The sequence below is a fragment of the Pseudomonas sp. RW3S2 genome, from assembly GCF_014268955.1.
GTDB lineage: Bacteria > Pseudomonadota > Gammaproteobacteria > Pseudomonadales > Pseudomonadaceae > Aquipseudomonas > Aquipseudomonas wayambapalatensis.
The window spans coordinates 465,807-490,789 of record NZ_JABWRM010000002.1 but is presented as its reverse complement, the minus strand read 5'-3'; the positions used below and the strand labels follow the sequence as shown (position 1 = coordinate 490,789).

The following is a 24,983-nucleotide window of genomic DNA, read 5'->3' as shown; positions in this document are numbered from 1 at the left end:
ATTGAAAGTTGTGTGTTCCCAGAGAACTTCTGTTGGCCGGTTGTTGAGTTTCAAACAGCGGTCGTTATATCGAAATGCCCGAATCAAAGCTGAATTTTCTGGTGTGGCCTTGAACTGTTGTTTATTGAACAGCGGGTTGTACAAATAGCCCGTCATCCAACACGTGAATCGCTGAAATAGTGTATTCAGTGCCTTGGCACAACAACTGCAATAACCCCATTTGAATACCCGACCGTACTTCGTGAACAACAGCGAAACACGGTCCTATCTATAAATGGGGAGTATCAGTAGTGCGCGCGAAAGTCCGATTTTCCGCTCAGCCGCGTTTCAGCCTGGTGACCGCCGCCAGCCTGCCGTTGTTACTGGCCGCCTTCAGCCCGGCAACGCTGGCCGCCGAGGAATCCACCTTGGGCACGGTGACGGTCACCGGCGCTGCGGCAACCGGCGCCCAGCAGGACCAGAAGCGCCTGCAGAAGGTTGCTGGCAATACGGCGGTGGTCGACAACCGCAAAGTCGAGCAGGGCCGTGCGGCCAACGCCGAGGACGTACTGGCGCTGCAGCCCGGTGTGTTCGCCCAGGGCACCAGCGGTACTGCTGCGAACAAGATCTCGATCCGCGGCTCGGGGCTCAATACCTTCTACCAAGGCTACGTGCTGGGCACCAAGTTCCTCTTCGACGGTCTGCCGATCACCGGCCCCGGCGGCACCCAGGAAGACTTTCTCGACATGCAGGCGGTGGATCACACCGAGGTGCTCTACGGCGCCAACGCTTACGAGTACGGCGCGTTGGCGCTGGGCGGGGCGATCAACATGGTGAGCAAGACCGGCCGCACCGACCCCGGCAACTACGCGCGCTTCGAAGTCGGCAGCTATGGCTACCGCAAGCAGCAGCTGAGCACCGGTGGAGTGGTGGGCGACAGCGATTACTACATCAACGTGCTGCACAACGAGCGCGACGGCTACCAGGATCACGCCAGCAACGAAGGCCGTGGCATCGCCGCCAACTTCGGCCACGTGTTCAGCCCCAAGCTGCAGACCCGTGTGTTCTTCAAGTACCGCGAAGAGCAATTGATCAACGGCAACACCCTGACCCGCGCACAGCTCAAGCATGATCCGCGCAGCAATCTGGTGCCCACCGGGCGGCGCAAGGACGGCACCACCTTCATCGGCAACAAGACCACCTACACCTTCGACGATGGCGCCAGGCTCGAAGTCGGCGCGTCGTACAACAACTACCCGCTGCTCAATGGCTGGCGTTATGCCGTGGCGCCGCAGGATTGGCGCTCGAAGGATATCAACCTGACCCTGCGCTACCTGCGTACCGGCGACACCTTCCTCGGCCTGCCCAGTGACAGCAGCGTGATCTTCAGCAACACCCGCGCCTACCTGGCCGATGTCAAGGCGCACAGCCGCGCCACCGGGCTCAAGACCCAGGAAACCAACTACACCGGTTCGCGCGATACCGTGCTGACCCTGGCCAACGAGCTGCAACTGGCCGATGACCTGTGGTTGTCGTCGGGGCTCTCGTTCGTCAACATCCGCCGCAAGGGCGAGATCGAGGCGAGCACCCTGACCGCGGCCAACCCCAGCAACTTCCCCACTAGCGTCGAATACGTCGAGAACGACCTGGCGCCGCGCCTGGGCCTGCGCTACCAGATCAATCCCGAATTCCAGTTGTTCAGCAACGTCAGCCGCAGTATCGACCCGCCGGTGACCTGGCAACTGGGCAGCACCAGCAATCCTTTCCTCTACGATGTCCGGCCGCAGAAGGCCACCACCTTCGAGGTGGGGGTGCGCGGCAACCAGGGGATCTTCGATGGCAGCCTGACCCTGTACCGCTCCTGGGTGCAGAAAGAGCTGTTGACCGTGGTCGTGCAACAGGCAACCGCCACCCAGGACCAGCTCACGGCCACCTCCAACGCCAGCCCGACCCTGCATCAAGGCATCGAGGCGGGGCTCAATGCGTTGCTGTGGACCGGTGCCAACGGCGACACGCTCGACCTGCGCCAGGCCTACACCCTCAACGACTTCAAGTATCGCCACGACGGACGTTTCGGCGACAACGAGCTGCCCGGCCTGCCGCGCCAGGTCTACCAGGCCGAGCTCGCCTATCGCCAGGCCAGTGGTTTCTACGCCTCGCTCAACCTGCGTGCGGCGTCGAGCTACTACATCGACTACGCCAACACCTGGCAGACCCCGTCGTACCTGTTGTGGGGCGCCAAGTTCGGCTACCAGGCGCCAAGCCGCAAGTGGGAGGTGTTCGCCGACCTGCGCAACCTCACCAACCAGCGCTATGCCAGTGCCACCAACACAGCCTATGACGCAGGCGGGCGCGATTCTGCGAATTTCTACCCAGGGGACGCGTTCAACGTGACCACTGGCGTTGCCTTCCGATTCTGAGTGCAGGGAGAGCCTCATGAGCACAGATGTAGCGCAGATGAGCCTGGGCATGAACATCCTGGGGTTCGGCGCCCACGCCGGAGCGTGGCGCCAGGGCGAGGCGGCCATCGACGCCTATGTCGATGTCGCCTACTACCGCGATATTGCCCGGATTTCGGAAAAGGGTTGCCTGGATGCGGTCTTTCTTGCGGACGGCCCGGCGTTGCCCGGCGATGTCGCCAGCCAGCCGGGTGGACGGCTGGAACCGACCCTGCTGCTGACCGCCTTGGCCGCCGCCACCGAGCGCATCGGGGTGATCGCCACCTGTTCGAGTACCTACAACGAACCGTTCAACCTGGCCCGGCGCATCGCCTCGCTGGATCACATCAGCGGTGGGCGTGCGGCATGGAACGTGGTCACCAACGCCGGCGACGCGGCCGCGCAGAATTTCGGCCTGGCGGGTGCGCCGCTGCATGTCGATCGCTATGGCCGCGCCGAGGAATTTCTCGAGGTGACGCTCAAGCTGTGGGACAGCTGGGAAGAGGATGCCGTGATCGGTGACCGGGCGGGAGGGCGTTTCGCCGATCCGGACAAGGTCCACACCCTCGATTTCAAGGGGCGGCACTTTCAGGTCAAAGGTCCGCTGAACCTGCCACGCTCGCCCCAGGGGCGTCCGGTCCTGGTCCAGGCGGGTTCTTCCGAAGGCGGCAAGGCGCTGGGGTCGCGCTATGCCGATGCAATCTTCACCACCCAGACCACCTTGCCTGACGGGCAAGCCTTCTACCGGGAGATGAAGGCCCGCGCCAAGGCCTGGGGGCGAGACCCGAGGCACCTGAAGATCATGCCGGGGCTGTCGACGGTGATCGGCAGCACCGAGGCCGAGGCCCATGCGCGTTTCGACGAGCTCAACGCCTGGCATGGCGAGCATGGCCTGTTGCAGCAAGTGGCCGGACGCATCGGTATCGATGCCCGCGAGCTGGACCCGGATGCACCCTTGCCCTGGGCCAGGATCGGCCCGGTGGCAGCGTTCGAGCAGGGCTCCCATGGCTTTCTCGAGGCGCAGCTGAACCTGGCCCGGCGCGAAAACCTGACCATCCGCCAGTTGTCACGACGCATCCTGGTGGGCCATCGGCTGGCGGTCGGCACCCCTGAGCAGGTCGCCGATACTCTGGCCGAGTGGTTCCTGGCCGGGGCGGGAGATGGTTTCAACATCATGCCCGACATGTTTCCTTCAGGCGCGCGGGTGTTCGTCGAGGAAGTGGTGCCGTTGCTGCAGCGGCGCGGATTGTTTCGACGCGAATACCAGGGCAGCACGCTGCGCGAGCACCTTGGCCTGCCCAAGGCAGTGAACCAGTTCTCGTTGCGGACATGACCCCCGATAAAGGGGAATTGCAGTGGGGAATCGCCCCCACTGCGATCCCTTTGGACATACAAGCTACTGAAAGCACAAGATTTTTTCCCATGGCATGACCCTTGCTCCGGCACCTCGCAGAGTCCCTGTGTCCCCGGAGGTGCAGCATGAAGACCCCGCCCAAAGGCTCCATCCTGACGTCACTCGCCCTGGCCGTGCTGGCCTGGCAGGCCACTGGCGAAGCGGCCGTGCAGTGCCAGCGCACCCTGGTGGCCAATGTGGTGGCGTTGGACCAGCCGTTGATGTTCAACCGCCTGGGCGCGCAGAACGCCAATGGCATGATGTTCGCCCTGCGCCACGATGTGGTCGATGAGCATCACGTTCCGCTGAGCCAGGGCGGCGCTGCGGTGCCGGGCAAGGTCACCCTGCGCCCGGACAAACGCCCGCGCCCGATCGTGCTGCGGGTTGCCGCAGGCGACTGCCTGACGGTCAACCTCACCAACTTGCTCGCTTACCAGACCAATCCCAACAAGCACGGCATTCACCCCGAGGAAGCCGAGGGCGAGGAGGGCGAAGAGGTCGAGCTACCTGAAGTCGAGGACGACGAACACTTCGTCGCCGACGAACAGGTCAGCGATCGCCATGTCGGCTTCCAGGTCAACGGCATGCAGGCGGTCAACAGCATCGCCGACATCGCCGCCAATACCGGGCGCAACGCCAACTTCCTGATCGCCCCGGGCGGCACCCGCAGCTACACGCTCTACGCCGAGCGCGAGGGCGCCTTTGCCGCCTCCAGCCGTGGCGCGCCCTTTGGCGGTGAAGGCAATGCCGGGAATGTCGCCAATGGTTTGTTTGGCCAGGTGGTGGTGGTGCCCAAGGCTGGACGGACCTATCGCAACACCCTGACCGAAGAGGAAATGCGCCTGGCCACCTCAGGCCGTACCGCCACCGGCCAGCCGGTGATCGACTACGAGGCACGTTATCCGCAGGTCCAACCGTGGATCGCAGAAGGCAAGGCCGGCAAACCGATCATTGCCATGGTCGATGGCAACGAGATCCTCAGCAGCGAAACCGATGCCATCGTCATGGGCCCCAACCCCGATGGCAGCTTCCCGCGTGCGACCTACCCGCTGGAAAGCGTCGGCAAGCGCAACCCGGCATTGCCCAACCGCCTCGAAGCCTTCCGTGATTTCGCTTCGCAGTTCGCCGACGAGGTGGCCGGTACCCAGGCCTTCCCCGGTTACTGGGCGGACCCGGTGATGGGGCATGTGCTGGAGCCGGCACGTGACTCGTTCATGATCAACTACGGCTCTGGCGGCATGGGCGCCGAGGTGGTGGCCAACCGTCTGGGCGTCGGGCCGATGCACGACTGCCTGTCGTGTGCCTACGAGGAGTTCTTCCTCAGCGCCCATACCGTCGGCGATATCGGCACCCTGGTGGATGTTCCGGCCAACGTCGGCCTCGAGCACATCCGCCCTGGCGAAGTGCCGCCGGCCAGCGCCACAGGGGTGAAGGCGAGCATGGCCCTGTACCCGGCCGAGCCGTCCAACGTGCACCACAGCTATATCGGTGACTTCACCAAGTTCCGCAACACCCACAACGGCCACGAGCAGCACATCTTCCACCTGCACGGCCACCAGTGGCTGTTCAACCCCAACGACGACAATTCGGACTATATCGACGCCCAGGGCATCGGCCCGGGGGTCGGCTACACCTATGAAATCGCCAATGGCGGTTCGGGCAACCGCAACCGCGTGGCGGGCGATGCGATCTATCACTGTCACTTCTATCCGCACTTTGCCCAGGGCATGTGGGCCATGTGGCGGGTGCACGATGTGTTCGAGCCCGGCACGCGCCTGGCCGTGAGTGGTGACAGCGAGAATGGCTTCCACGCTACGCCGTTCGCCTTGCGCAATGGCAAGCCAGCCAGCGGCGCCCGGGCGCTGCCCGACGGCGAGATCGTCGCCGGTACGCCGATTCCGGCGGTCGTGCCGCTGCCAGGCAAGGCCATGGCGCCGATGCCGGGCAAGGTGACCGTGGTGCCGAAACTGGCCGAGACCCTCGTCGCCGAACAGGGTGACGACGAAGCTCAAGAGGAGGGTGGCGATGACCATGGGCAGGGCGCCAGCGCGCCACGGACCGTGGGGTCGCTGGCCCTGGTCGATCGCAGCGAAACCAATCGCAATGCCGACGGAACCCTGAAAAACCCCGGCTATCCGTTCTGGGTCGGTGGCATGGAAAGCAGTGTCGGTCAGCGTCCGCCAACCCCACCGCTGGACATGCTCGACCCGGCCCTGGCTCGCCAGCTCAAGGACAGCGGCAAGGCGCTGTGGGCCAACCTGGACCCCAACCAGGTCGATGGCTGGGACGGCGGCCTCGGTCGCCATGCGCTGGACGGCGTATCGGCGGGCGGCGAGGCGGTGACCACCACCACCAAACTGGATTTCTCCAAGGTGGTGCACAAGGCCAAGCCGATCTACCTGCCCGAGGAGGGCACCGAGGTCGAACAGGCCGCCATGCAGTTCCACGCCAAGGCCGAGCACCCAAGCTTCGCCCTGATACCCGGCAGTGCACCGGTGGCCAAGGCCTTCCGTACCAACGGCACCTTGCCCACCGCAGGCGCGCCATTCTACGAACCCTGCATGGATGATCGCGGCAAGCGCCTGACCCAATCCTCCGGGGTGGGTGAATTCGCCAGCGGCGAAAGCCTCACCGGCATGAGTTTTCGCGGCGCCTCGACCTTCACCGCCGACCGTCCGCGCGTCTACAAGGCCGCCAATATCCAGTTCGATGCGGTGTACAACAAGGTCGGCTACCACTTCCCGCAGGCGCGCATCCTGGCCCTGTGGGAAGACGCCTGGCCGGTGATCACCAAGCAGCGCCCACCGGAGCCGCTGGTGATGCGCATGAACACCTTCGATTGCACCCAGTACGTGCACACCAACCTGATCCCCTCGTTCTACGAGATGGACGACTACCAGGTGCGCACCCCGACCGACGTGATCGGCCAGCACATCCACTTGCCCAAATGGGACCTGACCGCCGCCGACGGCTCTGCCAATGGCTGGAACTACGAAGATGGCATTCTCTCGCCCGGCAGCGTGGTCGAGCGCGTGGATGCCATCCGCGCCTACAACGGCTGCAGCGAGGGCGATGCCCGCGATGGCTCGGCGGCCTGCCCGAAAGCACGCCAGCATCCGTACTTCGGCCGCTTCGGCCGGGCAGACTGGCTCGGCGCGCGCACGGCCATGCAACGCTGGTTCGCCGATCCTCTGATCAACGTGTACAACGTCGACCGTGGCCTGGGCACCATCTTCACCCACGACCACCTCGGCCCATCGACCCATCAGCAGTTGGGCCTGTATGCCACCGTGCTGGCAGAACCCGCAGGCTCCACCTGGTACCACGCCGAAACCGGCGAGCAGTTGTACAACCCGGCCCTGCGCCAGGATGGCGGGCCGACTTCGTGGCAGGCCGTGATCCAGACCGGCGACCACGATGGCGACGGGCGCAACGACAGCTACCGCGAGTTCTTCCTCGAGTACAGCGACTTCCAGCATGCCTATGAAGCGGGTGTGTACGTGGGGGCCGGCCCCGATGGCGTGCCTAACGGCCAGGCGTATCCGGCCACCGCCGACAGCTTCCGCTACGCCATCAACCCGCCGGTGCGGCAGAAGGCGTCGAACCTGTTGGAGGCGGTGGTCGAGTCGCGCGGCGGGCTGAGCCCAGGCTGTCCGACCCGGCCGTGCCCACAGGCGATTTCGGTGGATGATCCGGGGATGTTCGTCGTCAACTACCGCAACGAACCGCTGGCCCTGCGTGTGTTCGACCCCAACAAGGTCGGCCCGGACGGCAAGCGCGGTATGCAGGCCGACGGCCTGGGTGGCGACCTGGCCTATGCCCTGCAGACCCGCACCGACCGGGCGATTCCAGCGATGAACCTGGCGCCCTCGGCAATCACCTCGGCGATCGGCCCTACTGGCGGCACCACGCTGTTCCCGCCGCACATCAACAAGGGCACCGAGCCAGGCGATCCGTTCACCCCGATGCTGCGCACCTATTCCGGCGACAACGTGCGCTTGCGCATGCACGCTGGTGGGCATGAAGAGGAGCACAACGTGACCCTGCATGGCGTGAAGTGGCTGCAGAACGGTTCAGGTTTCGGCAGCAGCTCCAACTCGGGGTGGAAAGCCTCGCAGATGGTGGGTATCTCCGAGCAGATGGGTTTCATGGCACCGGTGTCGATGATCTCAAGCTCCGCCGCCAGCAACGGCGACTACCTGTATTCGCTGGATGCGGCGCTGGAGGGTTACTGGAACGGCATCTGGGGGGTAATGCGCAACTACACGGCGCAGCGGCCAGACTTGATTGCTCTGCCGAACAACCCGCAACCGGTGGCCATGCGCAACACCGTGAACTTCGACGGCATCTGCCCGAAAACCACGACCAATGCCAATGGCATCGGCACCCGGCCGACGGTCAAGCGCAGCTATGAAGTGGTTGCCGCGCTGGCCAATGACATTCTGGAGAACCGCCAGGGTGTCAGCATCAGCGATCCGGCGGGGGTCAACCAGCACGTCGGCGGGCCGTTGAAGAGCAACGGCGGGACCTTGGTGTTCAACAGTCGGCGCACCAGCATTCCATTGGCAACCGTGACCGACGAGGAGGACGGCACGACCTTCACCCTGGGCGGCCACAGTGCGCCGCTGCATGACCCGACGGCGGTGCTGTATGTGCGCAAGGCCGACCTCGATGCCGTGACCGGCAAACTCAAGCCAGGTATTCCAGTAGAACCCTTGGTACTGCGTGCCAATGCGGGGGATTGCATCAGCATCACCCTGGAGAACCGCCTGCCGCTGATGATGCCGGACCTGCCCAGTACGGCGGTGATGCAGAACGTGGTCAAGCGTGATCGCAATGCCAGCGAGGGCTCCACGGCCTTCAACAACAACCTGATGCGCCCGTCCAGCCATGTTGGCTTGCATGCGCAGTTGCTGGCGTACGACATCACCAAGTCCGATGGCGCCAACGTCGGCCTCAACCCCGTGCAGACTGTCCCGCCACGGGCGGGCAACAGTGGGACGTACCCGAGCAAGGTGTATCAGTACTACGCCGGGCATCTGGAGCGCGAGGGCAAGCCGGTGCTGCAACTAGGGCGTACGGTGGACAACATCAACACCACCGCCATCGAGTTCGGCGGGCTCAACCTGACCCCGGCGGACTTCATCAAGCAGCCTCAGAAAGGTCTTGTTGGCGCCATGAGCGTCCTTCCACAGACCGCCACCTGGACCGAAGACAGCGCCAGCCGCGCCCAGGCCACGGTCAAGGTCAGCGGCCAGGCCGACTACCGTGACCTGGTGACCGTATGGCAACGCTCGCTGAACATGCGCTGGGCCGATGGGCGTCCTGTGGAGGGGATCGCCACCGAGGGCAATGGCGTGCCGGGTGATCCGAAAGACAATGGCAACATGGCCATCAACTACAAGACCGAGCCCTTGTGGTTGCGCTTCGGCCTGGCACCGGATGCCCCCTTCGGCCACGCCGATGGTCATGGCTTCGCCGATGTCCCCAACGCCCATATGGCCTACAGCAACGCTCTGGTCAACGGCGATCCGCAGACACCGGTGCTTTGGGCCAAGCCCGGTCAACCGCTGCGCAGCCATGTGCTGATGCCCAGTGGTGGTAGCCGCGGTATCACCTACCAGCTCGACGGGCACCTGTGGCCGCTGCATGCCTACCAGGCCGAGAAGAACGACCTGGACGGCTACCCCATGGGCCTGCCGGGCATCGGTTCGGTGCGCTTCGGCTACAACCCGATGGCGATGTACATCGGCGCGCAGGAGAGCGTGCTGCCGGCGGCGCACTTCAGCTTCATGCTGCCCAGCGCGGGTGGTGCCAACGCGGTGCCGGGGGACTACCTGTTCCGCGACTACGCCGCCTACGGCAATACCGCCGGGTTATGGGGGATCCTGCGGGTGACCAACGAAGCGCCACCGACCACTGCACCGGCACAGTAACCAGGGTGTGCGGCCCCGCTGCCAGGCAACCGGCAGCGGGGCCGTTTCACATCAGCGGATGCAGGGCGCGAAAGGTCTGTGCTTCTTCCACCAGCCAGTCATGCACTGCGCGGGCGCCGGGTTGGGTCAGGCCACCAGGCGGGTAGAGCAGTACATAACGCTTGTGATTGGGGATCGGTACACCGAACGGAACGATCAGCGTGCCGCGCTCGAGTTCGTCGTTGAGCAAGGTCCGCCGCGCAATCGCAACGCCGATACCGGCAATCGCCGCCTCGATGGTCAGGTGATTGCGGTTGAAGGTGTGGCCGCGTCGTACGTTCAGGCCACCCGCACCGATACCGTCAAGGTAGAACTCCCACTCCGCGTACTCCGAACTGCCGCGCCAGGCCGTGATGTCGTGCAGCAGCGGGTAGTGCACCAGATCGGCCGGGCCGTGCAGCGGCGGGCGACCGCGCAGCAGGGCCGGGGAGCAGACCGGGAAGATCTGTTCGTCCAGCAGTGGGGTCGAGAGCATTCCAGGATAGCTGCCGTCGTTGAGGTCGATCGCCAGGTCGAAATCGCCGTCGTGCAGGGCCTGTTTGCTGTCCTCGGCCACCAGGCGCAGCTCGATGTCCGGGTAGCGCTGCTGGAAGCGCGGCAGGCGCGGGGTCAGCCATTTGGCGAGGAACGAAGGGATCGAGCGCAGGCGCAAGGTACCGCGAATTTCGCCGGCGTCCAGACGCAGCAGTTCGGCTTCGATGCTGCCATAGGCCTCGGCCACGGTCTGCGCCAGGCGCTGCCCCTCGGCAGTCAGCTCCACGCCACGGGCACGGCGCAGGAACAGGGCGAAGCCCAGGCGCTCTTCAAGCTGGCGCATCTGCTGGCTGACCGCCCCGGGGGTGATGTGCAGCTCTTCGGCACAGCGGGTGAACGACAGGTGCCGCGCGGCACAGGAGAACACATGCAACCAGACGAACACCTGGCCGTTGAGCTGCCCTTTCATTGTTTAGTCCTGCTAAAGGCTTGCTTAGGAATTTTCGTTGGTCATCGCCAGGCGAGCGCGGCAGTATCGCGCAAATTCGCAGTACCCATCAATTTTTCCGGAGGGCCGCGCAGCGGCGAATAACGTCGCGGCGGTCAGGCATTAGCATGGCTATCAGTGTTTTCGACCTCTTCAAGATCGGCATCGGGCCGTCCAGCTCCCACACCGTGGGGCCCATGCGTGCCGCCGCCACTTTCGCCCGGTTGCTGCGCGAGCGCGGCCTGCTGGCCCAGGTGCAGCGGGTCGAGGTGCGCCTGTATGGCTCGCTGTCGGCCACCGGTGTCGGCCATGCCACCGATCGCGCCTGCCTGCTGGGCCTGATGGGCCAGTGGCCGGACCGCGTCGACCCGCACAGTATCGAGCCGCGCATCGACCAGTTGATGCAGGAGCAGTGCCTGATGCTCGATGGCTCGCACCCGGTGGCGTTCCAGTACAGCCGCGACATGCGCCTGCTCGACGAAAGCCTGGACTATCACCCCAATGCCATGAGCCTGGAAGCGCTGGACGGGCAGGGCAGCCTGCTGACCCAGACCTACTACTCCGTGGGTGGCGGCTTCATCATCGAGCAAGCTGAAATCGATGCCCCGGTCAGTCGCGTCGCGCAGGTCGAGTTGCCCTACGAGTTTTCTTCAGGCGCCGAGCTGCTGGCGTTGTGCAAGACCCATGGCTTGACCGTGGGCCAGTTGATGATGGCCAACGAACTGGCCTGGCGCAGCGAAGATGAGATCCGCAGCGGCTTGCTGAATATCTGGGCGGCCATGCGCGAGTGCGTCGACAACGGCCTGCGCAATGAAGGCATCTTGCCTGGAGGGCTCAAGGTCAAGCGCCGGGCTGCGCGTCTGCATCGCAGCCTGCAGGAGTTGGGCAAGCCGAACGTGATCGGCTCGACCCTGAGCGCGATGGAGTGGGTCAACCTGTTCGCCCTGGCGGTCAACGAAGAGAACGCCGCGGGCGGGCGCATGGTCACGGCACCGACCAATGGTGCGGCCGGCATCATCCCGGCGGTGTTGCACTACTACATGAAGTTCAACCCGGGCGCCTGTGATGACGACGTGGTGGCCTTTCTGCTGGCAGCGGCGGCGGTCGGCATCCTGTGCAAGAAAAACGCATCGATCTCCGGCGCCGAAGTGGGTTGCCAGGGGGAGGTCGGTTCGGCCTGCTCCATGGCCGCTGCAGGCCTTGCCGAAGTGCTCGGCGCCACGCCGCCGCAGCTGGAAAACGCCGCTGAAATTGCCCTGGAGCACAACCTCGGCCTGACCTGCGATCCGGTCGGCGGTCTGGTCCAGGTGCCGTGCATCGAGCGCAATGCCATCGCCGCCGTGAAGGCGATCAACGCCGTACAGATGGCCTTGCGGGGTGATGGCGAGCATTTCATCTCCCTCGATCGGGTGATCCGCACCATGCGCGACACCGGCGCGGACATGCACGCCAACTACAAGGAAACTTCGCGCGGCGGCCTGGCCGTCGCCTTCGTCGAGTGTTGAGTCGCCCTGTTCGCAACCCAGCCCTGAAGGCGCAACTGCGAACACGGGCGTAGCCCGTGCCAGGCAGCGGTGTCTTTTTCGCGGGCAAGCCCGCTCCTACAGGTATCGCGTCGGTGCAGAGGACCGAGCACAGGCGCTCAAGGAGCCCGACTCAACACGCCTGAATCCACCTGCAACACCCGCTTCACCGAGCAACAAAAACAACTACAAAGGCGAAACCCATGACTGATGTACACAACACCACGACCGTTCGTGCGGATTCGGCTGCGCCGGCGTCGACCACAGCCACGCGCAGCTGGAACCGCCACGACACCACCTGGGCCCTGGGCCTGTACGGCACCGCCATCGGCGCCGGCACCCTGTTCCTGCCGATCAATGCCGGGGTAGGGGGCTTCTGGCCGCTGTTGATCCTCGCGCTGCTGGCTTTCCCGATGACCTTCTATGCGCACCGTGCGCTGACCCGCTTCGTGCTGTCCGGGCGCCGTGGCGGCAACGAAGACATCACCGAGGTGGTCGAGGAGCATTTCGGTGTGGGCGCCGGCAAGCTCATCACCTTGCTCTACTTCCTGGCGATCTTCCCCATCCTGTTGGTCTACAGCGTGGCCTTGACCAACACTCTCACCAGTTTCCTCGAACACCAGCTGCACGTGACCGCGCCGCCGCGTGCGCTGTTGTCGCTGCTGTTGATCGCCGGCCTGATGGTGGTGGTGCGCTGCGGCCAGCAGATCATCGTCAAGGTCATGAGCGTGCTGGTCTATCCCTTCGTCGCCTCGCTCCTGCTGCTGGCCCTGAGCCTGATCCCCAACTGGAACGGCGCCTTCTTTGCCCAGGCCAGCGAAGGCCTGAGCGCCTCCAGGCTGCTGCTGACCCTGTGGCTGGCGATTCCGGTGATGGTGTTCTCGTTCAACCACTCGCCGATCATCTCGGCCTTCGCCGTCGACCAGAAGCACCGCTACGGCGCCGACGCCGACCGCAAGAGCGGCCGCACCCTGGCCACCGCCCACCTGATGATGGTGCTGACGGTGATGTTCTTCTGCTTCAGTTGCGTGCTGGCCCTGAGCCCGGCCGACCTGGCTGCGGCCAAGGTGCAGAACATCTCGATCCTGTCGTACCTGGCCAACCACTTCCAGACCCCGGTCATCGCTTTTGTCGCGCCCCTGATTGCTCTGGTGGCGATCACCAAATCGTTCCTGGGCCACTACATCGGTGCCAGCGAAGGCTTCCAGGGCATGATCGTCAAGAGCCTGCGCAGCCGCGGTAAAAGCTGGTCGGCCAAGCGCCTGGAGCGTGTCACGGCGCTGTTCATGGTGCTGGGTTGCTGGATCGTGGCGACCCTCAACCCGAGCATCCTCGGCCTGATCGAAAGCCTCGGTGGCCCGGTGCTGGCCTGCCTGCTGTTCCTGATGCCGATGTATGCAGTGCGCAAGGTGCCTTCGCTGCGCAAGTACTCGGGCGCGCTGTCGAACGTCTTCGTCGTGCTGGTGGGGTTGATCACCTTGTCGGCGATCTTCTACGGCTTCGTTGCCTGAGGCCATGCTCCACGATTCGTGTTGCTTCGCTCTGCATTTGCGTTCTTGATGCCTTTGGTGCCGCAGCTATGCTCGGCACCTGGAGGGTCGCCTTGCGGCCTGAGTGCACACGAAACGGAGTGATTGGCATGTTCCAGGGTTTCAAGAAAGCCTTCCAGCACGTCGAAGGTATCGAGATCGCCTACCGTATCGGCGGCAAGGGGCCGGCATTGCTGCTGTTGCACGGCCACCCGCAGACCCATGTGATCTGGCACAAGGTGGCCGAGAAGCTGGCCGAGCATTTCACCGTGGTCGCCGCCGACCTGCGCGGTTACGGCGATTCGGCCAAGCCTGAGGCCGACGACCGGCATGAGGCGTATTCCAAGCGCCGCATGGCGGCCGATATGGTCGGGCTCATGCAGGCCCTGGGGTTCGAGCAATTCGCCCTGATGGCCCACGACCGCGGTGCGCGGGTCGCGCACCGCCTGGCGCTCGACCACTCCCAGCGCCTCACCCGCCTGGTGCTGCTGGACATCGCCCCGACCCTGGCGATGTACCGCCAGACCAACGAAGCTTTCGCCCGTGCCTACTGGCACTGGTTCTTCCTCATCCGCCCGGCGCCGCTGCCTGAAACCTTGATCGAAGCCAACCCGGAAGGTTACCTGCGCAGTGTCATGGGCGGGCGCAGTGCCGGCCTTGCGCCGTTCACCGACGAGGCGTTCGCCGAGTACCGTCGTTGCCTGTCGCTACCGGGCGCGGCGCGTGGCGTGTGCGAAGACTATCGGGCCGCTGCCGGCATCGACCTGGAACATGACCAGGCCGATATCGATGCCGGGAACGCTGTGAAGACCCCGCTGCTGGTGATGTGGGGCCGTGACGGCGTGATCGGCAAGTGCTTCGACCCGCTCAAGGAGTGGCGCGCCTGTGCCGAGGACGTGCGCGGCAACGAGCTGCCCTGTGGTCACTACATTCCCGAAGAAGCCCCGCAAGCCCTGCTCGAGCACGCCCTGCCGTTCCTGCAGCACGCCTGATACGACCTGACCTGACCTGTCCTGGACGACATCAACATCTACAGGAGCCTCGCTGTGCTGTTTCCCGCGGTCGTGAAAGACTGACCCGGCGCCGTTCACTGGCCCTTCCTGCGCAGCTCCACGACACTGCGGCGCATGTCGCTGGCCCAGCCATCGAGCACCGGCTTGACGTTCTCCAGCTTGAGCTGCGCGGTGTCGTTCTCCAGCGCCTCGCCGGCGCCCTTGCGCACCACCTGGGCCAGCACTTTCTGGTTGGCACCGTCGAGGAAGGCCGCCTCCACGGCGATGTCCACTTCCTGGTCACGACCGCCGGCGGCGGTGTTCACCGCTGCCGCCACCAGGGCGATGGGCACCACTTCATAGGGCTTCAGGCCCTCGGTCTTGGTCGACACTGCGGTGATTGCGGGGCGTACCACGATCGTTCCCGGGCCTGGAGCGCTGACCACCGTCAGCACGCTGCCCAGTTCCCGGCGCATGGCGTCGTCGAAGTAGCGGGTGATCGCCTGCAGGGTCTGCGCCGAGATCACAGCGGTGGGTTGTGGCTTGGGATAGAACTGGCTGGGCTCGATGTAGACCTGTCGATACTGGCTGGCCTTGAGCCCCGGGTCGATCCAGCGCATCACCGGCGCCCCGGAAACACTTTCTGCCGGCTTGAGCCGGCTGTAGTCCTTGAGAAACCCGGAATACTGGCTCGGATCGACGCGGTTGCTGGAGCAGGCGGCCAGGGCTAGCAAGGCAGCGCACAGCAGGGTGGCGCGAGGCAGCGGTTTCATGATCGGTAGCGTCCATTGAGGGGGAGGCCAGATCAACGCTAGCAGGTGCTTGGCGGTTGGCCAGTTTGCCGGTGGGTTGGTATGCGTCCTTGGTTCGGTGATGTGAATTCCCACCGGAAATCAAGAGCCGTCTGGCTATCGCTCTAGGTGGATCACTGGAAATCTATGCCCGTCACGGGTATGTTTTGATGGTGAAAAGTGAGTATTTACAAACGCGGGGATTTTTCCCGTTGGCAGGCCCGCGAGAGGCTATCGGACTCGCCGCTATGCATAGCAGTCAGGGAAATGCAAAGCGGATTGGTGGATGCAAGTCTCGGAGGGTTGCTCTTCAAAAAACGCATTGCCTCGCCTGGTTCAGGGAAGAGTGGCGGATACAGAACATTGTTATCTGCCCGTTTGGGTGAGCGTTATGTGTTTCTTCATGGGTTCGCCAAGGCTGAAAAAGCAAACGTCACCCCAACTGAGCAAAAAGCGCTGCAGTTGATGGGCAGGGTACTGGTTGAAATGTCGTCGCAAAACTTGGCCAAGGCAATAAGTTGCGGCGTACTTGAGGAGGTGTATTGTGACCAGCAAATTGATTGAGTCGTTGCGTGACGACCTGTCTGTGCTTTACCAGGCTGGCGTGGTTGGCAAGGTAACGATGCGCGAATTCGAGGCCATCTGTCCTGCGCCCGTCAGGGATTTCACTGCGCTGGACATCAAGCGCCTGCGCGAGGCGCTCAATTTCAGCCAGCCGGTTTTCGCACTGCATTTGCATACCAGTGCATCTACCGTACGCAAATGGGAGCAGGGGGAGACCCGGCCAGCCGGGCCCGCGCTGAAACTGCTCAATATCATTGCCGACAAGGGCCTCCAGGCCATTCTCTGATCAGCCCAGCACCTCCCGCACGCGATACCACAACATCCCCAGTGCCAGCAGCGGCGAGCGCAGGGCCTTGCCGCCGGGGAAGGTCAGGTGCGGTACGGTACTGAAGATATCCAGGCCCTGGCTGTGGCCGACGGCGATGGCCTCGGCCAACAGCTTGGCGGTCCAGTGGGTCACGTTCAGGCCATGCCCGGAGTAACCCTGGGCGTAATACACGTTCGGATGCTGGCTCAGGCGGCCCACCTGGGGGAAGCGGTTGGCGGTGATGCCGATCATGCCGCCCCATTGGAAGTCGATGCGCACATCGGCCAGTTGCGGGAACACCTTCAGCACTTTCGGGCGCATGTAGGCGGCGATGTCTTTCGGATCGCGCCCGGAGTAGTGGCAGGCGCCACCAAACAGCAGGCGGCGGTCGGCGGTCAGGCGATAGTAGTCAAGGCCGACCTTCTGGTCGCACAGGGCCATGTTCTGCGGGATCAGGCTGCGCGCCAGGGCTTCTGACAGCGGTTCGGTAGCCACCACGTAGCTGCCGGCGGGCAGCACCTTGCCGGTCAAGCGCGGCTCCAACTCGTCCAGGTGCGCATTGCACCCCAACACCAGGCTCTTGGCCCGTACCTTCCCGCGGGCGCAGTGCAAGGTGACGGTAGGGCCGTGTTCGATGCGTTGCACAGCGGTCTGCTCGAAGATGCGCACGCCAAGGCTGCTGGCGGCGCGGGCTTCGCCCTGCACCAGGTCCAGTGGATGCAGGTGGCCGGAGCCCATGTCCACCAGGCCGCCGGCGTACTGGTCACTGGCAACGACCTCGCGGATGCGCTCTGGGGCGATCAGTCGGGTTTCGTGCCGGTAGCCCAGTTCGGCCAGGTCCTGCAGTTCGTCGTTGAACGCATCGAACTGCGCCGTTGTATTGGCCAGCTCACAGAAGCCCCAGCGCAGGTCGCACTCGATGTTGTACTGCTCGATGCGCCTGGCCACCAGTTCGACCGAGTCCAGGCCTGCCTGCTTGAGGTAACGCACGCCGTCCTGGCCGACGTAGCGGGCAAAACCCGACACGTCATGGCCGATACCACGGATCAGTTGCCCGCCATTGCGCCCGCTTGCGCCCCAGCCGATGCGCCGGGCCTCCAGCAGGATCACCGACAGGCCACGCTCGGCCAGCTCCAGCGCGGTGTTGACGCCGGTCAGGCCACCGCCGACCACGCACACGTCGGCGCTCAACTCGCCTTCGAGCTCGGGGTAGGGGGCCGTGGCACGGGCCGTGGCGGCGTAGTAGGAGGCGGTGTGTTCGGTTTGATGAGGCATCGGAAACACTCGAATCAGCGGTTGGACTTGATCTTGCTCCAGGAGCGGGTCATGACCCGCATGATCTGCGGGCTGGGGGTGCTGGAAACGTAGAGCTTGTCCAGCACTTCCTGGGACGGATAGATCTCGGGATTTTCCACCAGCGACTTGTCCATGAACGCCTTGGCGTCAGGGTTGGCGTTGGCATAGCCGACCGTCGCACTGACCTTGGCGATCACTTTCGGGTCGAGCAGGTAGTTGATGAAGGCCAGGGCCTGGTCAGGATTGCTGGCGTCTTTCGGGATGGCCAGCAGGTCGAACCACAGGTTGCTGCCTTCCTTGGGAATGCTGTAGGCGATTTTCACGCCGTTCTTGGCTTCCACGGCGCGGTTGGCCGCCTGGAACACGTCGCCGGAGTAGCCGAAGGCCACGCACACATCACCGTTGGCCAGGTCCGAGACGTACTTGGAGGAGTGGAAGTAGGTGATGTACGGGCGCAGCTCCATCAGCCGTGCTTCGGCCTTGGCGTAGTCTTTCGGGTCTTCGCTGCGTGGGTTCATGCCCAGGTAGTTGAGCATGGCCGGGAACAGCTCGTCGGGCGAGTCCATGAAGGCCACGCCGCATTGCTTGAGTTTCTTCAGGTTTTCTGGCTCGAACAGCACGGCCCAGGAGTCGACCTTGTCGATGCCCAGCGCGGCCTTGACCTTCTCGACGTTGTAGCCGATGCCATTGGTGCCCCACAGGTACGGTACGGCGTACTGGTTGCCCGGGTCGTTCTGCTCCAGTTGCTTGAGCAGTTTCGGGTCCAGGTGCTGCCAGTTCGGCAGCTTGCTGCGGTCGAGCGGCAGGAACGCGCCGGCCTTGGCCTGGCGGGCGAGGAAGTGGTTCGAGGGCACCACCACATCGTAGCCGGTGCGCCCGGCGAGCAGCTTGCCCTCGAGGGTTTCGTTGGAGTCGAAGACGTCATACACCACCTTGATCCCGGTACTGGCCTGGAAGTCGGCCAGGGTGGTGTCGCCAATGTAGTCGGTCCAGTTGTACACGCTGACCGTGGGCTCGGCATGGGCGGCCGCGCCGAACAGCAGGGCGAAGGCTGCGGGAATCAGGGTTTGCAAGTGACGCATGTCGGCACCTCGTTGGTCTTGTTCTTCGGGTTCGATGAAGCAGAAGCAGGGCAGCGCGTTGCCTGCGGGAGCAGCCGCTCCCGCAGGCACCCTCCGTGGGGTCAGACGCTCAGCAGCAGGAACTCGCGCTCCCAGGAGCTGATCACCCGCTTGAAGTTCTCATGCTCGGCGCGCTTGACCGCAACGTAGCCCTGGACGAACTGGCGCCCCAGGTAGTCTTCCAGGACCTTGCAGTCTTCCATGTGCTGCAGCGCATCCTCGATGGTGATCGGCAGGCGCAGGTTGCGACGCTCGTAGGCGCGGCCCTGTACCGGCGCGCTCGGCTCGATCTTCTCGATCATGCCCAGGTAGCCGCACAGCAGGCTCGCGGCGATCGCCAGGTAAGGGTTGGCATCGGCGCCCGGCAGACGGTTCTCGACCCGCATCGCCTCGGGGCTGGAGGTCGGGACGCGCAGGCCGGCGGTGCGGTTTTCCTCGCCCCATTCCACGTTCACCGGTGCCGAGGTATCTGGCAGGAAGCGGCGGAACGAGTTGACGTTCGGCGCGAACATCGGCAGCACCTTGGGGATGTACTTCTGCAGGCCGCCGATGTGGTGCAGGAACAGCTCGCTCATGCTGCCGTCTTCATTGGCGAACACCGGCTTGCCGGTGGCGATGTCGACCACGCTCTGGTGCAGGTGCATGGCACTGCCCGGCTCGTCGGTGATCGGCTTGGCCATGAAGGTGGCGGTGACATTGTGCTTGAGCGCCGCCTCGCGCATGGTGCGCTTGAACACGGTGATCTGGTCGGCCAGGTCCAGGGCGTCGCCGTGACGGAAGTTGATCTCCATCTGTGCCGGGCCGTCTTCGTGGATCAGCGTGTCCAGGTCCAGGCACTGGATTTCGCACCAGTCGTAGACGTCCTCGAACAGCGGGTCGAATTCGTTCGCAGCATCGATGGAGAACGACTGTCGGCCACTTTCGGCGCGGCCCGAACGGCCCAGTGGCGCCTGCAGTGGCAGGTCCGGGTCTTCGCAGCGCTGGGTGAGGTAGAACTCCATCTCGGGCGCAACGATCGGCTGCCAGCCCTTGTCGGCGTAGAGTTTGAGGACTTTCTTCAGGACGTTGCGTGGCGACAGTTCGATGGGGTTGCCGTGCTTGTCGAAGGTGTCGTGGATGACGATGGCGGTCGGTTCGATCGCCCAAGGGATCTGGTACACCGCCGCAGGATCGGGGCGGCAGATCATGTCGATGTCGGCCGGATCGAGCAGGCCGTAGTAGATGTCGTCATCGACGAAGTCGCCGGTGACGGTCTGCAGCAGCACACTCTCGGGCAGGCGCATGCCACGCTCGTTGAGGAACTTGTTGGTCGGGGCGATCTTGCCGCGGGCAATGCCGGTCAGGTCACTGACCACGCATTCGACTTCGGTGATCCGGTGTTCTTTCAGCCAGGCGGACAGCTGATCGAAGGGGGCGTTCATACAGACCTCTTGGTTGGGTTTTGGTGGTGGGTACGCAGGCCGTGCGCCGTGTGCTGGTATTGCACGCCGTTGCACGAAGCCACTTCCCACAGGTCACGCTGAGGACTATCTTGGGCGCAGCCCCCCGGGGCTATCTATCCGTTTTCTCCGTCAATCAATGCACCAAAAGAGTGCATATAGGACGCCGCGTGAATACGCAAAACGCCTTGCAGGTCCAGGCCTTCAACACCACCGATGTCACCGAGCAGGTTCGCGCCACGCCCGGTTGGCAGCAGCAATACCGGCAGATGTCGCCCGGGCATTTCAGCGGTCAGTTGCGCTGCCTGGGGCTCGATGGCGTCGAGGTGTACGAAGAGCGCCTGAACACCCGCGTCGAACAGTTCTTCCGCGCGCCAAGCGGTTCGTTGACCTTCTGTTTCGACCAGGTCGAGAACAGCCTGTACCTGCTCAACGAGCAAAGCCGCAACATCTGGATCACCCCGGAGAACTACCAGGAAGTGGCGGTGGTGTTCGACCAACCGTTCCTGCAGCGCCACGGCCTGGATCTGGAGCGTCTGCAGGGGCTGTTCATGGTTCCGCTGGGCAGCGGCCAGAATGCCCTGTTCGGCAGTTGGCTGAGCGCGACCCTGACACGCCTGGCGCAGGCTGACTGCCCGCTTGAAGGGCAGGCCTTGGCCGAGCAACTGCTCGATGACTGCCTGTTCATCCTCGACAACGCCTGCCAGCGCCTGCAGGGCCAGGCACTGGGCAAGCGCGGTGAAGAGCGGGCGATCATGCAGCGGGTCAGCGAATGGGCGGCGGACTGCCCGGAAGAAACGCTCAATCTCATGGAACTGGCGCAGGTGGCCGGGGTGTCGTTGCGTCAATTGCAGGAGGCCTTCAAGGCCTTTACCGGCATGCCCCCGGCGCATTGGCTGCGTCTGCGCCGACTCAACGGTGCGCGCCGCGACCTGCTGCGCGGCGCCAGCGACGTGACGGTAGCGGAAGTGGCGATGCGTTGGTCATTCTGGCACCTGGGGCGGTTTTCCGAGAGCTATCGCCAGTTGTTCCGCGAGTTGCCGAGCGAGACGCTCAAGCGCGGGCGCTGAAGGGGCATCTGCGAGAGGTTGGCTGTCAGATAAAGACCAGCTCAAAAGGCTGCAGCAGGCATTCCAGCAGCTGTTGCGGCACCACGGGCGGCGTGTCCGCATCCGCCTCCATCTGACTGACATGGGCAGCAATGGCCTGGCGCTTGCGCGCGAGGCTGGCTTCGTCGAGCTGGATACGACGCGCGCGTTGCCAAGGTAGCCGAGGATCGTCCGGCGTCGACCAGCGCCACGCCCATATCGGCGCTTCGGCAAGCGTTGCACCACGCGCCTGGGCGGCCTGTGCGCAGGCACGGCCCACCGCGTCATGGTCGCAATGACCGTCGTGGCGCCAGGGGCACATCAGCAGGTCGCCGGGTTGCAGCAACTGGCTCAAGTGATTGACCAGGAAGGCCTCATCGCGGGGCAGGGCACCGTCCTTGAGGTTCAGCCGTCGCCAATCCAGATCCGCGACCCGCAGATCGAGCTGCTGCAAGGCATGGCGGCTTTCCAGCGGGCGCTGGTGACGCAGGCGTCGTTCGCTCCATTTAGCCGAGCCTGGGTGGCTGCCTTCGCCGTCGGTGGCAGAGATGAGCACGAGGTCCTGCTCGCGGCCATGGAAGTAACTCAATAATCCGCCCGCCATGAGCACCTCGTCATCCGGATGCGGCGCTACCAACACCAGGCGCCGGCCCGGCGGGCACAGTTGTTCGGGGGTGATCCAGGCGGCCCGGGCCAGGTGCGCGGATTTCTGCCATTCGCTCCAGGGGGTTCCCGCGTCAGCCTGGATCATGCGCTCGTTCATCGTTGCCAAGCTCCTGCTGTCAGTCGACTCAAACCAATCCAGGCGCGGGTATTCTGCGGCGGCTTGGTCATGGCGGGTTTCGGCGAGATTCCCGGGTCTCAGAATGATTGAGGGAGAGGGTGAGGGGAGAGTTCAAAAAAGCTGGCGCTACACGATCTGAATGTTAGGCGGGTTTGACGTGGGCGCGGGCTGCAGTGATGGCACCTCGTGGCCAAACCTTTACGCTCAGCGTAACGAATAACCACCGTGCTTGATTGATGCCCCCCACCCCGCAGGCCTAAGGTCACCCCACGACAGCGAACCCGTGGAGTCACCAATGACCACAACGAAGAATCCACCGCCGCAATGGTCGAGAAGGCGCGCCGAAAAGCAGCGCCGTCTCGAGCGGGTGCGTCACCTCGCCGATGGCGTGGTGCTGCCCACCGAGCGGATCGTCGAGGCCCTCGAACTGCTGATCGCCCCGGGTGATCGAGTGGTGCTCGAAGGCAACAACCAGAAGCAGGCGGACTTTCTTTCGCGCTCGCTGGCCAAGGCCGACCCTGGCCGCCTCCATGACCTGCACCTGATCATGCCCAGCGTCAGCCGCGCCGAGCACCTGGACCTGTTCGAACGCGGCATCGCCCGCAAGCTCGATTTCTCCTTCGCCGGCCCCCAGAGCCAGCGCATCGGCCAGTTGCTCGAAGACGGTCTGCTCGAAGTCGGCGCCATCCACACCTACATCGAACTCTATTCGCGCCTGCTGGTGGACCTGATCCCCAATGTCACGCTGGTCGCAGGCTTCACTGCCGACCGCGATGGCAACCTCTACACCGGCCCCAGCACCGAGGACACCCCGGCGCTGGTCGAGCCCACGGCGTTCAGCGACGGCATCGTCATCGCCCAGGTCAACCAGTTGGTGGAGCATGTCGACGACCTGCCCAGGGTGGACATCCCAGCCTCTTGGATCGACTTCGTGGTGGTCGCCGACCAGCCGTTCTACATCGAGCCGCTGTTCACCCGCGACCCGCGTCATATCAAGCCGGTGCATGTGCTCATGGCGATGATGGCGATCCGCGGCATCTATGAAAAACACCAGGTGCAGTCGCTCAACCACGGCATCGGCTTCAATACCGCCGCCATCGAGCTGATCCTGCCGACCTACGGCGAGTCGCTGGGGCTGAAGGGCAAGATCTGCCGCAACTGGACCCTCAACCCTCATCCAACGCTGATCCCGGCCATCGAGACCGGCTGGGTCCAGAGCGTGCACTGCTTCGGCACTGAGCTGGGCATGGAAGACTACATCGCCCAGCGTCCGGATGTGTTCTTCACCGGGCGCGACGGTTCGATGCGCTCCAACCGGCTGATGTGCCAGCTGGCGGGGCAGTACGCGGTGGACCTGTTCATCGGCGCCACCTTGCAGGTCGATGGCGACGGCCATTCCTCGACGGTCACCCGTGGCCGCCTGGCTGGCTTTGGCGGCGCACCCAACATGGGCCACGACCCGCGCGGGCGGCGCCACGCGACCCCGGCCTGGCTGGACATGACCGTGCCCGAAACCCTGCTCGAACGTGGGCGCAAGCTGGTGGTGCAGATGGTCGAGACCTACCAGGAGGGCGGCAAACCCACCTTCGTCGAAACCCTGGATGCGGTCGAGGTGGCGAAGAAGGCCGGCATGCCGTTGGCGCCGGTGATGATCTATGGCGATGACGTGACCCACCTGCTCACCGAAGAGGGCATCGCCTACCTGTACAAGGCGCGCAGTCTGCAGGAGCGCCAGCAGATGATCGCGGCGGTGGCCGGGGTTACCGCCATTGGCCTGCGCCATGACCCCAAGGATACCGAGCGCCTGCGCCGCGAAGGCTTGGTGGCCTTGCCCGAAGACCTGGGCATCCGCCGCACCGACGCCAGCCGTGAGTTGCTCGCCGCACGCAGCATCGCCGACCTCGTGGAATGGTCCGGTGGCCTGTACAACCCGCCCGCACGCTTCAGGAGCTGGTGATGAAAGCACTTTGCATACAGCCCCTGGCCTTGCCGGATCAGTTGGCCGACCTGGCCGTCGAAGCCTTGATCGACGAGGCCGACCTCTCGCCCAAGCCTGGGCTGGTGGACCGCCGTGGCAGTGGCGCCCATGGCGACATGAACCTGGCCTTGATGCACGCCTCGGCGCTGTCGCTATGGCCGTGCTTGCGACAGATGGCCGAGGCCGCGCAACGCCATGGCGAGATCGCGGCGCCGCTGCGCGCAGAGCTTGGACGCCTTGGGCGTGAAGGCGAGGCAGCGATGCTTGCCACCACGGCCGGGGTCAATACCCACCGGGGTGCGATCTGGGCGCTGGGGCTGCTGGTTGCGGCGCGGGCGCTGAGCCCGGTGAGCAGCGATCCACATACCCTTGCCGCACGTGCCGGGCGCCTTGCGCTGATCGCCGATCCGGCCGCTCCTGTACAGGACAGCCACGGCATTCAGGTGCGCCGCCGCTATGGTGCGGGTGGCGCCCGCGAGCAGGCCCAGCAAGGCTTTCCGGCGATCACCGGTCACGGCCTGCCGCAACTTCGGCGTAGCCGCGCCGCGGGCGCCAGCGAGACCCATGCGCGCCTGGATGCACTGCTGGCGATCATGGCTTCGCTGAGCGACACCTGCGTGCTCTGGCGCGCCGGCGAGCAAGGTCTGGATGCCCTGCAGCAAGGAGCCCGCGCGGTGCTCGACGCAGGCGGCAGCGCCAGCTTGGCGGGTCGCCGTCAACTGCGCGCCCTGGAGGCTCGCCTGCTGCAACTCAATGCCTCTCCAGGCGGTGCCGCTGATCTGCTGGCCGCCTGCCTGTTCCTCGACAAAGCCGGGAGCCTGTGAC

17 protein-coding genes are annotated in these 24,983 nt (G+C 64.5%); 11 read left to right on the top strand and 6 right to left on the bottom strand.

Translation table 11 applies throughout. From position 1 onward, the window contains the following. Window positions 1–290 precede the first annotated feature (290 nt). The 3 genes from HU748_RS05000 to mnxG all read left to right on the top strand — a co-directional run bounded on the left by HU748_RS05000 (window position 291) and on the right by mnxG (window position 9,746). Window positions 291–2,399: a TonB-dependent receptor gene (locus HU748_RS05000; RefSeq protein ID WP_186719477.1), complete on the top strand. Its 2,109-nt coding sequence runs from the start codon at window positions 291–293 to the stop codon at window positions 2,397–2,399. A gap of 16 nt (window positions 2,400–2,415) precedes the next feature. Continuing rightward, window positions 2,416–3,750, top strand: a complete 1,335-nt coding sequence (locus HU748_RS04995) for an LLM class flavin-dependent oxidoreductase (protein ID WP_186664470.1) — start codon at window positions 2,416–2,418, stop codon at window positions 3,748–3,750. 146 nt (window positions 3,751–3,896) lie between these two features. Continuing rightward, entirely contained in the window at window positions 3,897–9,746 is a 5,850-nt protein-coding gene (gene mnxG / locus HU748_RS04990) for a manganese-oxidizing multicopper oxidase MnxG (protein WP_186719475.1), read from the top strand. 46 nt (window positions 9,747–9,792) lie between these two features. Here mnxG and HU748_RS04985 read toward each other — a convergent pair whose 3' ends face one another. Beyond that, a complete protein-coding gene (locus HU748_RS04985) occupies window positions 9,793–10,728 on the bottom strand; it encodes a LysR substrate-binding domain-containing protein (RefSeq protein WP_186664474.1) in 936 nt (311 codons plus the stop codon). Window positions 10,729–10,874: 146 nt separating this feature from the next. Here HU748_RS04985 and HU748_RS04980 point away from each other — a divergent pair, with 146 nt between their 5' ends. The 3 genes from HU748_RS04980 (at window position 10,875) to HU748_RS04970 (ending at window position 14,790) form a co-directional block, all read left to right on the top strand. Next, entirely contained in the window at window positions 10,875–12,251 is a 1,377-nt protein-coding gene (locus HU748_RS04980; RefSeq protein WP_186719473.1) for an L-serine ammonia-lyase, read from the top strand. A gap of 221 nt (window positions 12,252–12,472) precedes the next feature. Beyond that, window positions 12,473–13,780: a serine/threonine transporter gene (locus HU748_RS04975; protein ID WP_186719471.1), complete on the top strand. Its 1,308-nt coding sequence runs from the start codon at window positions 12,473–12,475 to the stop codon at window positions 13,778–13,780. 128 nt (window positions 13,781–13,908) lie between these two features. After that, window positions 13,909–14,790, top strand: a complete 882-nt coding sequence (locus tag HU748_RS04970; RefSeq protein ID WP_186719469.1) for an alpha/beta hydrolase — start codon at window positions 13,909–13,911, stop codon at window positions 14,788–14,790. A gap of 95 nt (window positions 14,791–14,885) precedes the next feature. On the opposite strand, the gene HU748_RS04965 is transcribed toward HU748_RS04970, so the two are convergent. Next, the gene (locus HU748_RS04965) at window positions 14,886–15,563 is read right to left on the bottom strand and encodes a DUF3313 domain-containing protein (RefSeq protein ID WP_186664482.1); all 678 of its coding nucleotides are present in this window, start codon (window positions 15,561–15,563) and stop codon (window positions 14,886–14,888) included. A 198-nt stretch (window positions 15,564–15,761) separates the two neighbouring features. Here HU748_RS04965 and HU748_RS04960 point away from each other — a divergent pair, with 198 nt between their 5' ends. Further along, window positions 15,762–16,145: a type II toxin-antitoxin system RelE/ParE family toxin gene (locus HU748_RS04960; protein ID WP_186719467.1), complete on the top strand. Its 384-nt coding sequence runs from the start codon at window positions 15,762–15,764 to the stop codon at window positions 16,143–16,145. Next, complete coding sequence (locus HU748_RS04955; RefSeq protein WP_186664486.1) at window positions 16,126–16,431, top strand: DNA-binding transcriptional regulator; 306 nt, start codon at window positions 16,126–16,128, stop codon at window positions 16,429–16,431. The genes HU748_RS04960 and HU748_RS04955 overlap by 20 nt, the downstream gene beginning before the upstream one ends. On the opposite strand, the gene HU748_RS04950 is transcribed toward HU748_RS04955, so the two are convergent. The 3 genes from HU748_RS04950 to HU748_RS04940 form a co-directional block, all read right to left on the bottom strand. Then, a complete protein-coding gene (locus HU748_RS04950) occupies window positions 16,432–17,727 on the bottom strand; it encodes an FAD-binding oxidoreductase (RefSeq protein ID WP_186708291.1) in 1,296 nt (431 codons plus the stop codon). Between the two features lie 14 nt (window positions 17,728–17,741). Continuing rightward, window positions 17,742–18,830 carry a polyamine ABC transporter substrate-binding protein gene (locus HU748_RS04945; protein ID WP_186719466.1) on the bottom strand — a complete coding sequence of 363 codons (1,089 nt, stop codon included), beginning with the start codon at window positions 18,828–18,830 and terminating at the stop codon, window positions 17,742–17,744. 101 nt (window positions 18,831–18,931) lie between these two features. Continuing rightward, the gene (locus HU748_RS04940; protein ID WP_054891312.1) at window positions 18,932–20,290 is read right to left on the bottom strand and encodes a glutamine synthetase family protein; all 1,359 of its coding nucleotides are present in this window, start codon (window positions 20,288–20,290) and stop codon (window positions 18,932–18,934) included. 188 nt (window positions 20,291–20,478) lie between these two features. Between HU748_RS04940 and HU748_RS04935 the strand changes: the two genes are divergently transcribed. After that, entirely contained in the window at window positions 20,479–21,378 is a 900-nt protein-coding gene (locus HU748_RS04935) for a helix-turn-helix domain-containing protein (RefSeq protein ID WP_186664492.1), read from the top strand. Window positions 21,379–21,403: 25 nt separating this feature from the next. Here HU748_RS04935 and HU748_RS04930 read toward each other — a convergent pair whose 3' ends face one another. Continuing rightward, window positions 21,404–22,159, bottom strand: a complete 756-nt coding sequence (locus HU748_RS04930) for a PIG-L family deacetylase (RefSeq protein ID WP_186710522.1) — start codon at window positions 22,157–22,159, stop codon at window positions 21,404–21,406. A 316-nt stretch (window positions 22,160–22,475) separates the two neighbouring features. Here HU748_RS04930 and mdcA point away from each other — a divergent pair, with 316 nt between their 5' ends. Together mdcA and HU748_RS04920 are read left to right on the top strand one after the other, a co-directional pair. Next, entirely contained in the window at window positions 22,476–24,137 is a 1,662-nt protein-coding gene (gene mdcA, locus HU748_RS04925) for a malonate decarboxylase subunit alpha (protein ID WP_186719465.1), read from the top strand. Beyond that, window positions 24,137–24,982: a triphosphoribosyl-dephospho-CoA synthase gene (locus tag HU748_RS04920; RefSeq protein WP_186710518.1), complete on the top strand. Its 846-nt coding sequence runs from the start codon at window positions 24,137–24,139 to the stop codon at window positions 24,980–24,982. Before mdcA ends, HU748_RS04920 begins: the two co-directional genes overlap by 1 nt. The last annotated feature ends 1 nt before the right edge of the window (window position 24,983 follow it).

Bases quoted from the DNA above. Each gene is read 5' to 3' on its own strand.
- HU748_RS04995 (WP_186664470.1), top strand. From the start codon at position 2,416: ATGAGCACAGATGTAGCGCAGATGAGCCTGGGCATGAACATCCTGGGG.
- mnxG (WP_186719475.1), top strand. From the start codon at position 3,897: ATGAAGACCCCGCCCAAAGGCTCCATCCTGACGTCACTCGCCCTGGCC.
- HU748_RS04985 (WP_186664474.1), bottom strand. From the start codon at position 10,728: ATGAAAGGGCAGCTCAACGGCCAGGTGTTCGTCTGGTTGCATGTGTTC.
- HU748_RS04980 (WP_186719473.1), top strand. From the start codon at position 10,875: ATGGCTATCAGTGTTTTCGACCTCTTCAAGATCGGCATCGGGCCGTCC.
- HU748_RS04975 (WP_186719471.1), top strand. From the start codon at position 12,473: ATGACTGATGTACACAACACCACGACCGTTCGTGCGGATTCGGCTGCG.
- HU748_RS04970 (WP_186719469.1), top strand. From the start codon at position 13,909: ATGTTCCAGGGTTTCAAGAAAGCCTTCCAGCACGTCGAAGGTATCGAG.
- HU748_RS04965 (WP_186664482.1), bottom strand. From the start codon at position 15,563: ATGAAACCGCTGCCTCGCGCCACCCTGCTGTGCGCTGCCTTGCTAGCC.
- HU748_RS04950 (WP_186708291.1), bottom strand. From the start codon at position 17,727: ATGCCTCATCAAACCGAACACACCGCCTCCTACTACGCCGCCACGGCC.
- HU748_RS04945 (WP_186719466.1), bottom strand. From the start codon at position 18,830: ATGCGTCACTTGCAAACCCTGATTCCCGCAGCCTTCGCCCTGCTGTTC.
- HU748_RS04940 (WP_054891312.1), bottom strand. From the start codon at position 20,290: ATGAACGCCCCCTTCGATCAGCTGTCCGCCTGGCTGAAAGAACACCGG.
- HU748_RS04930 (WP_186710522.1), bottom strand. From the start codon at position 22,159: ATGAACGAGCGCATGATCCAGGCTGACGCGGGAACCCCCTGGAGCGAA.
- mdcA (WP_186719465.1), top strand. From the start codon at position 22,476: ATGACCACAACGAAGAATCCACCGCCGCAATGGTCGAGAAGGCGCGCC.
- HU748_RS04920 (WP_186710518.1), top strand. From the start codon at position 24,137: ATGAAAGCACTTTGCATACAGCCCCTGGCCTTGCCGGATCAGTTGGCC.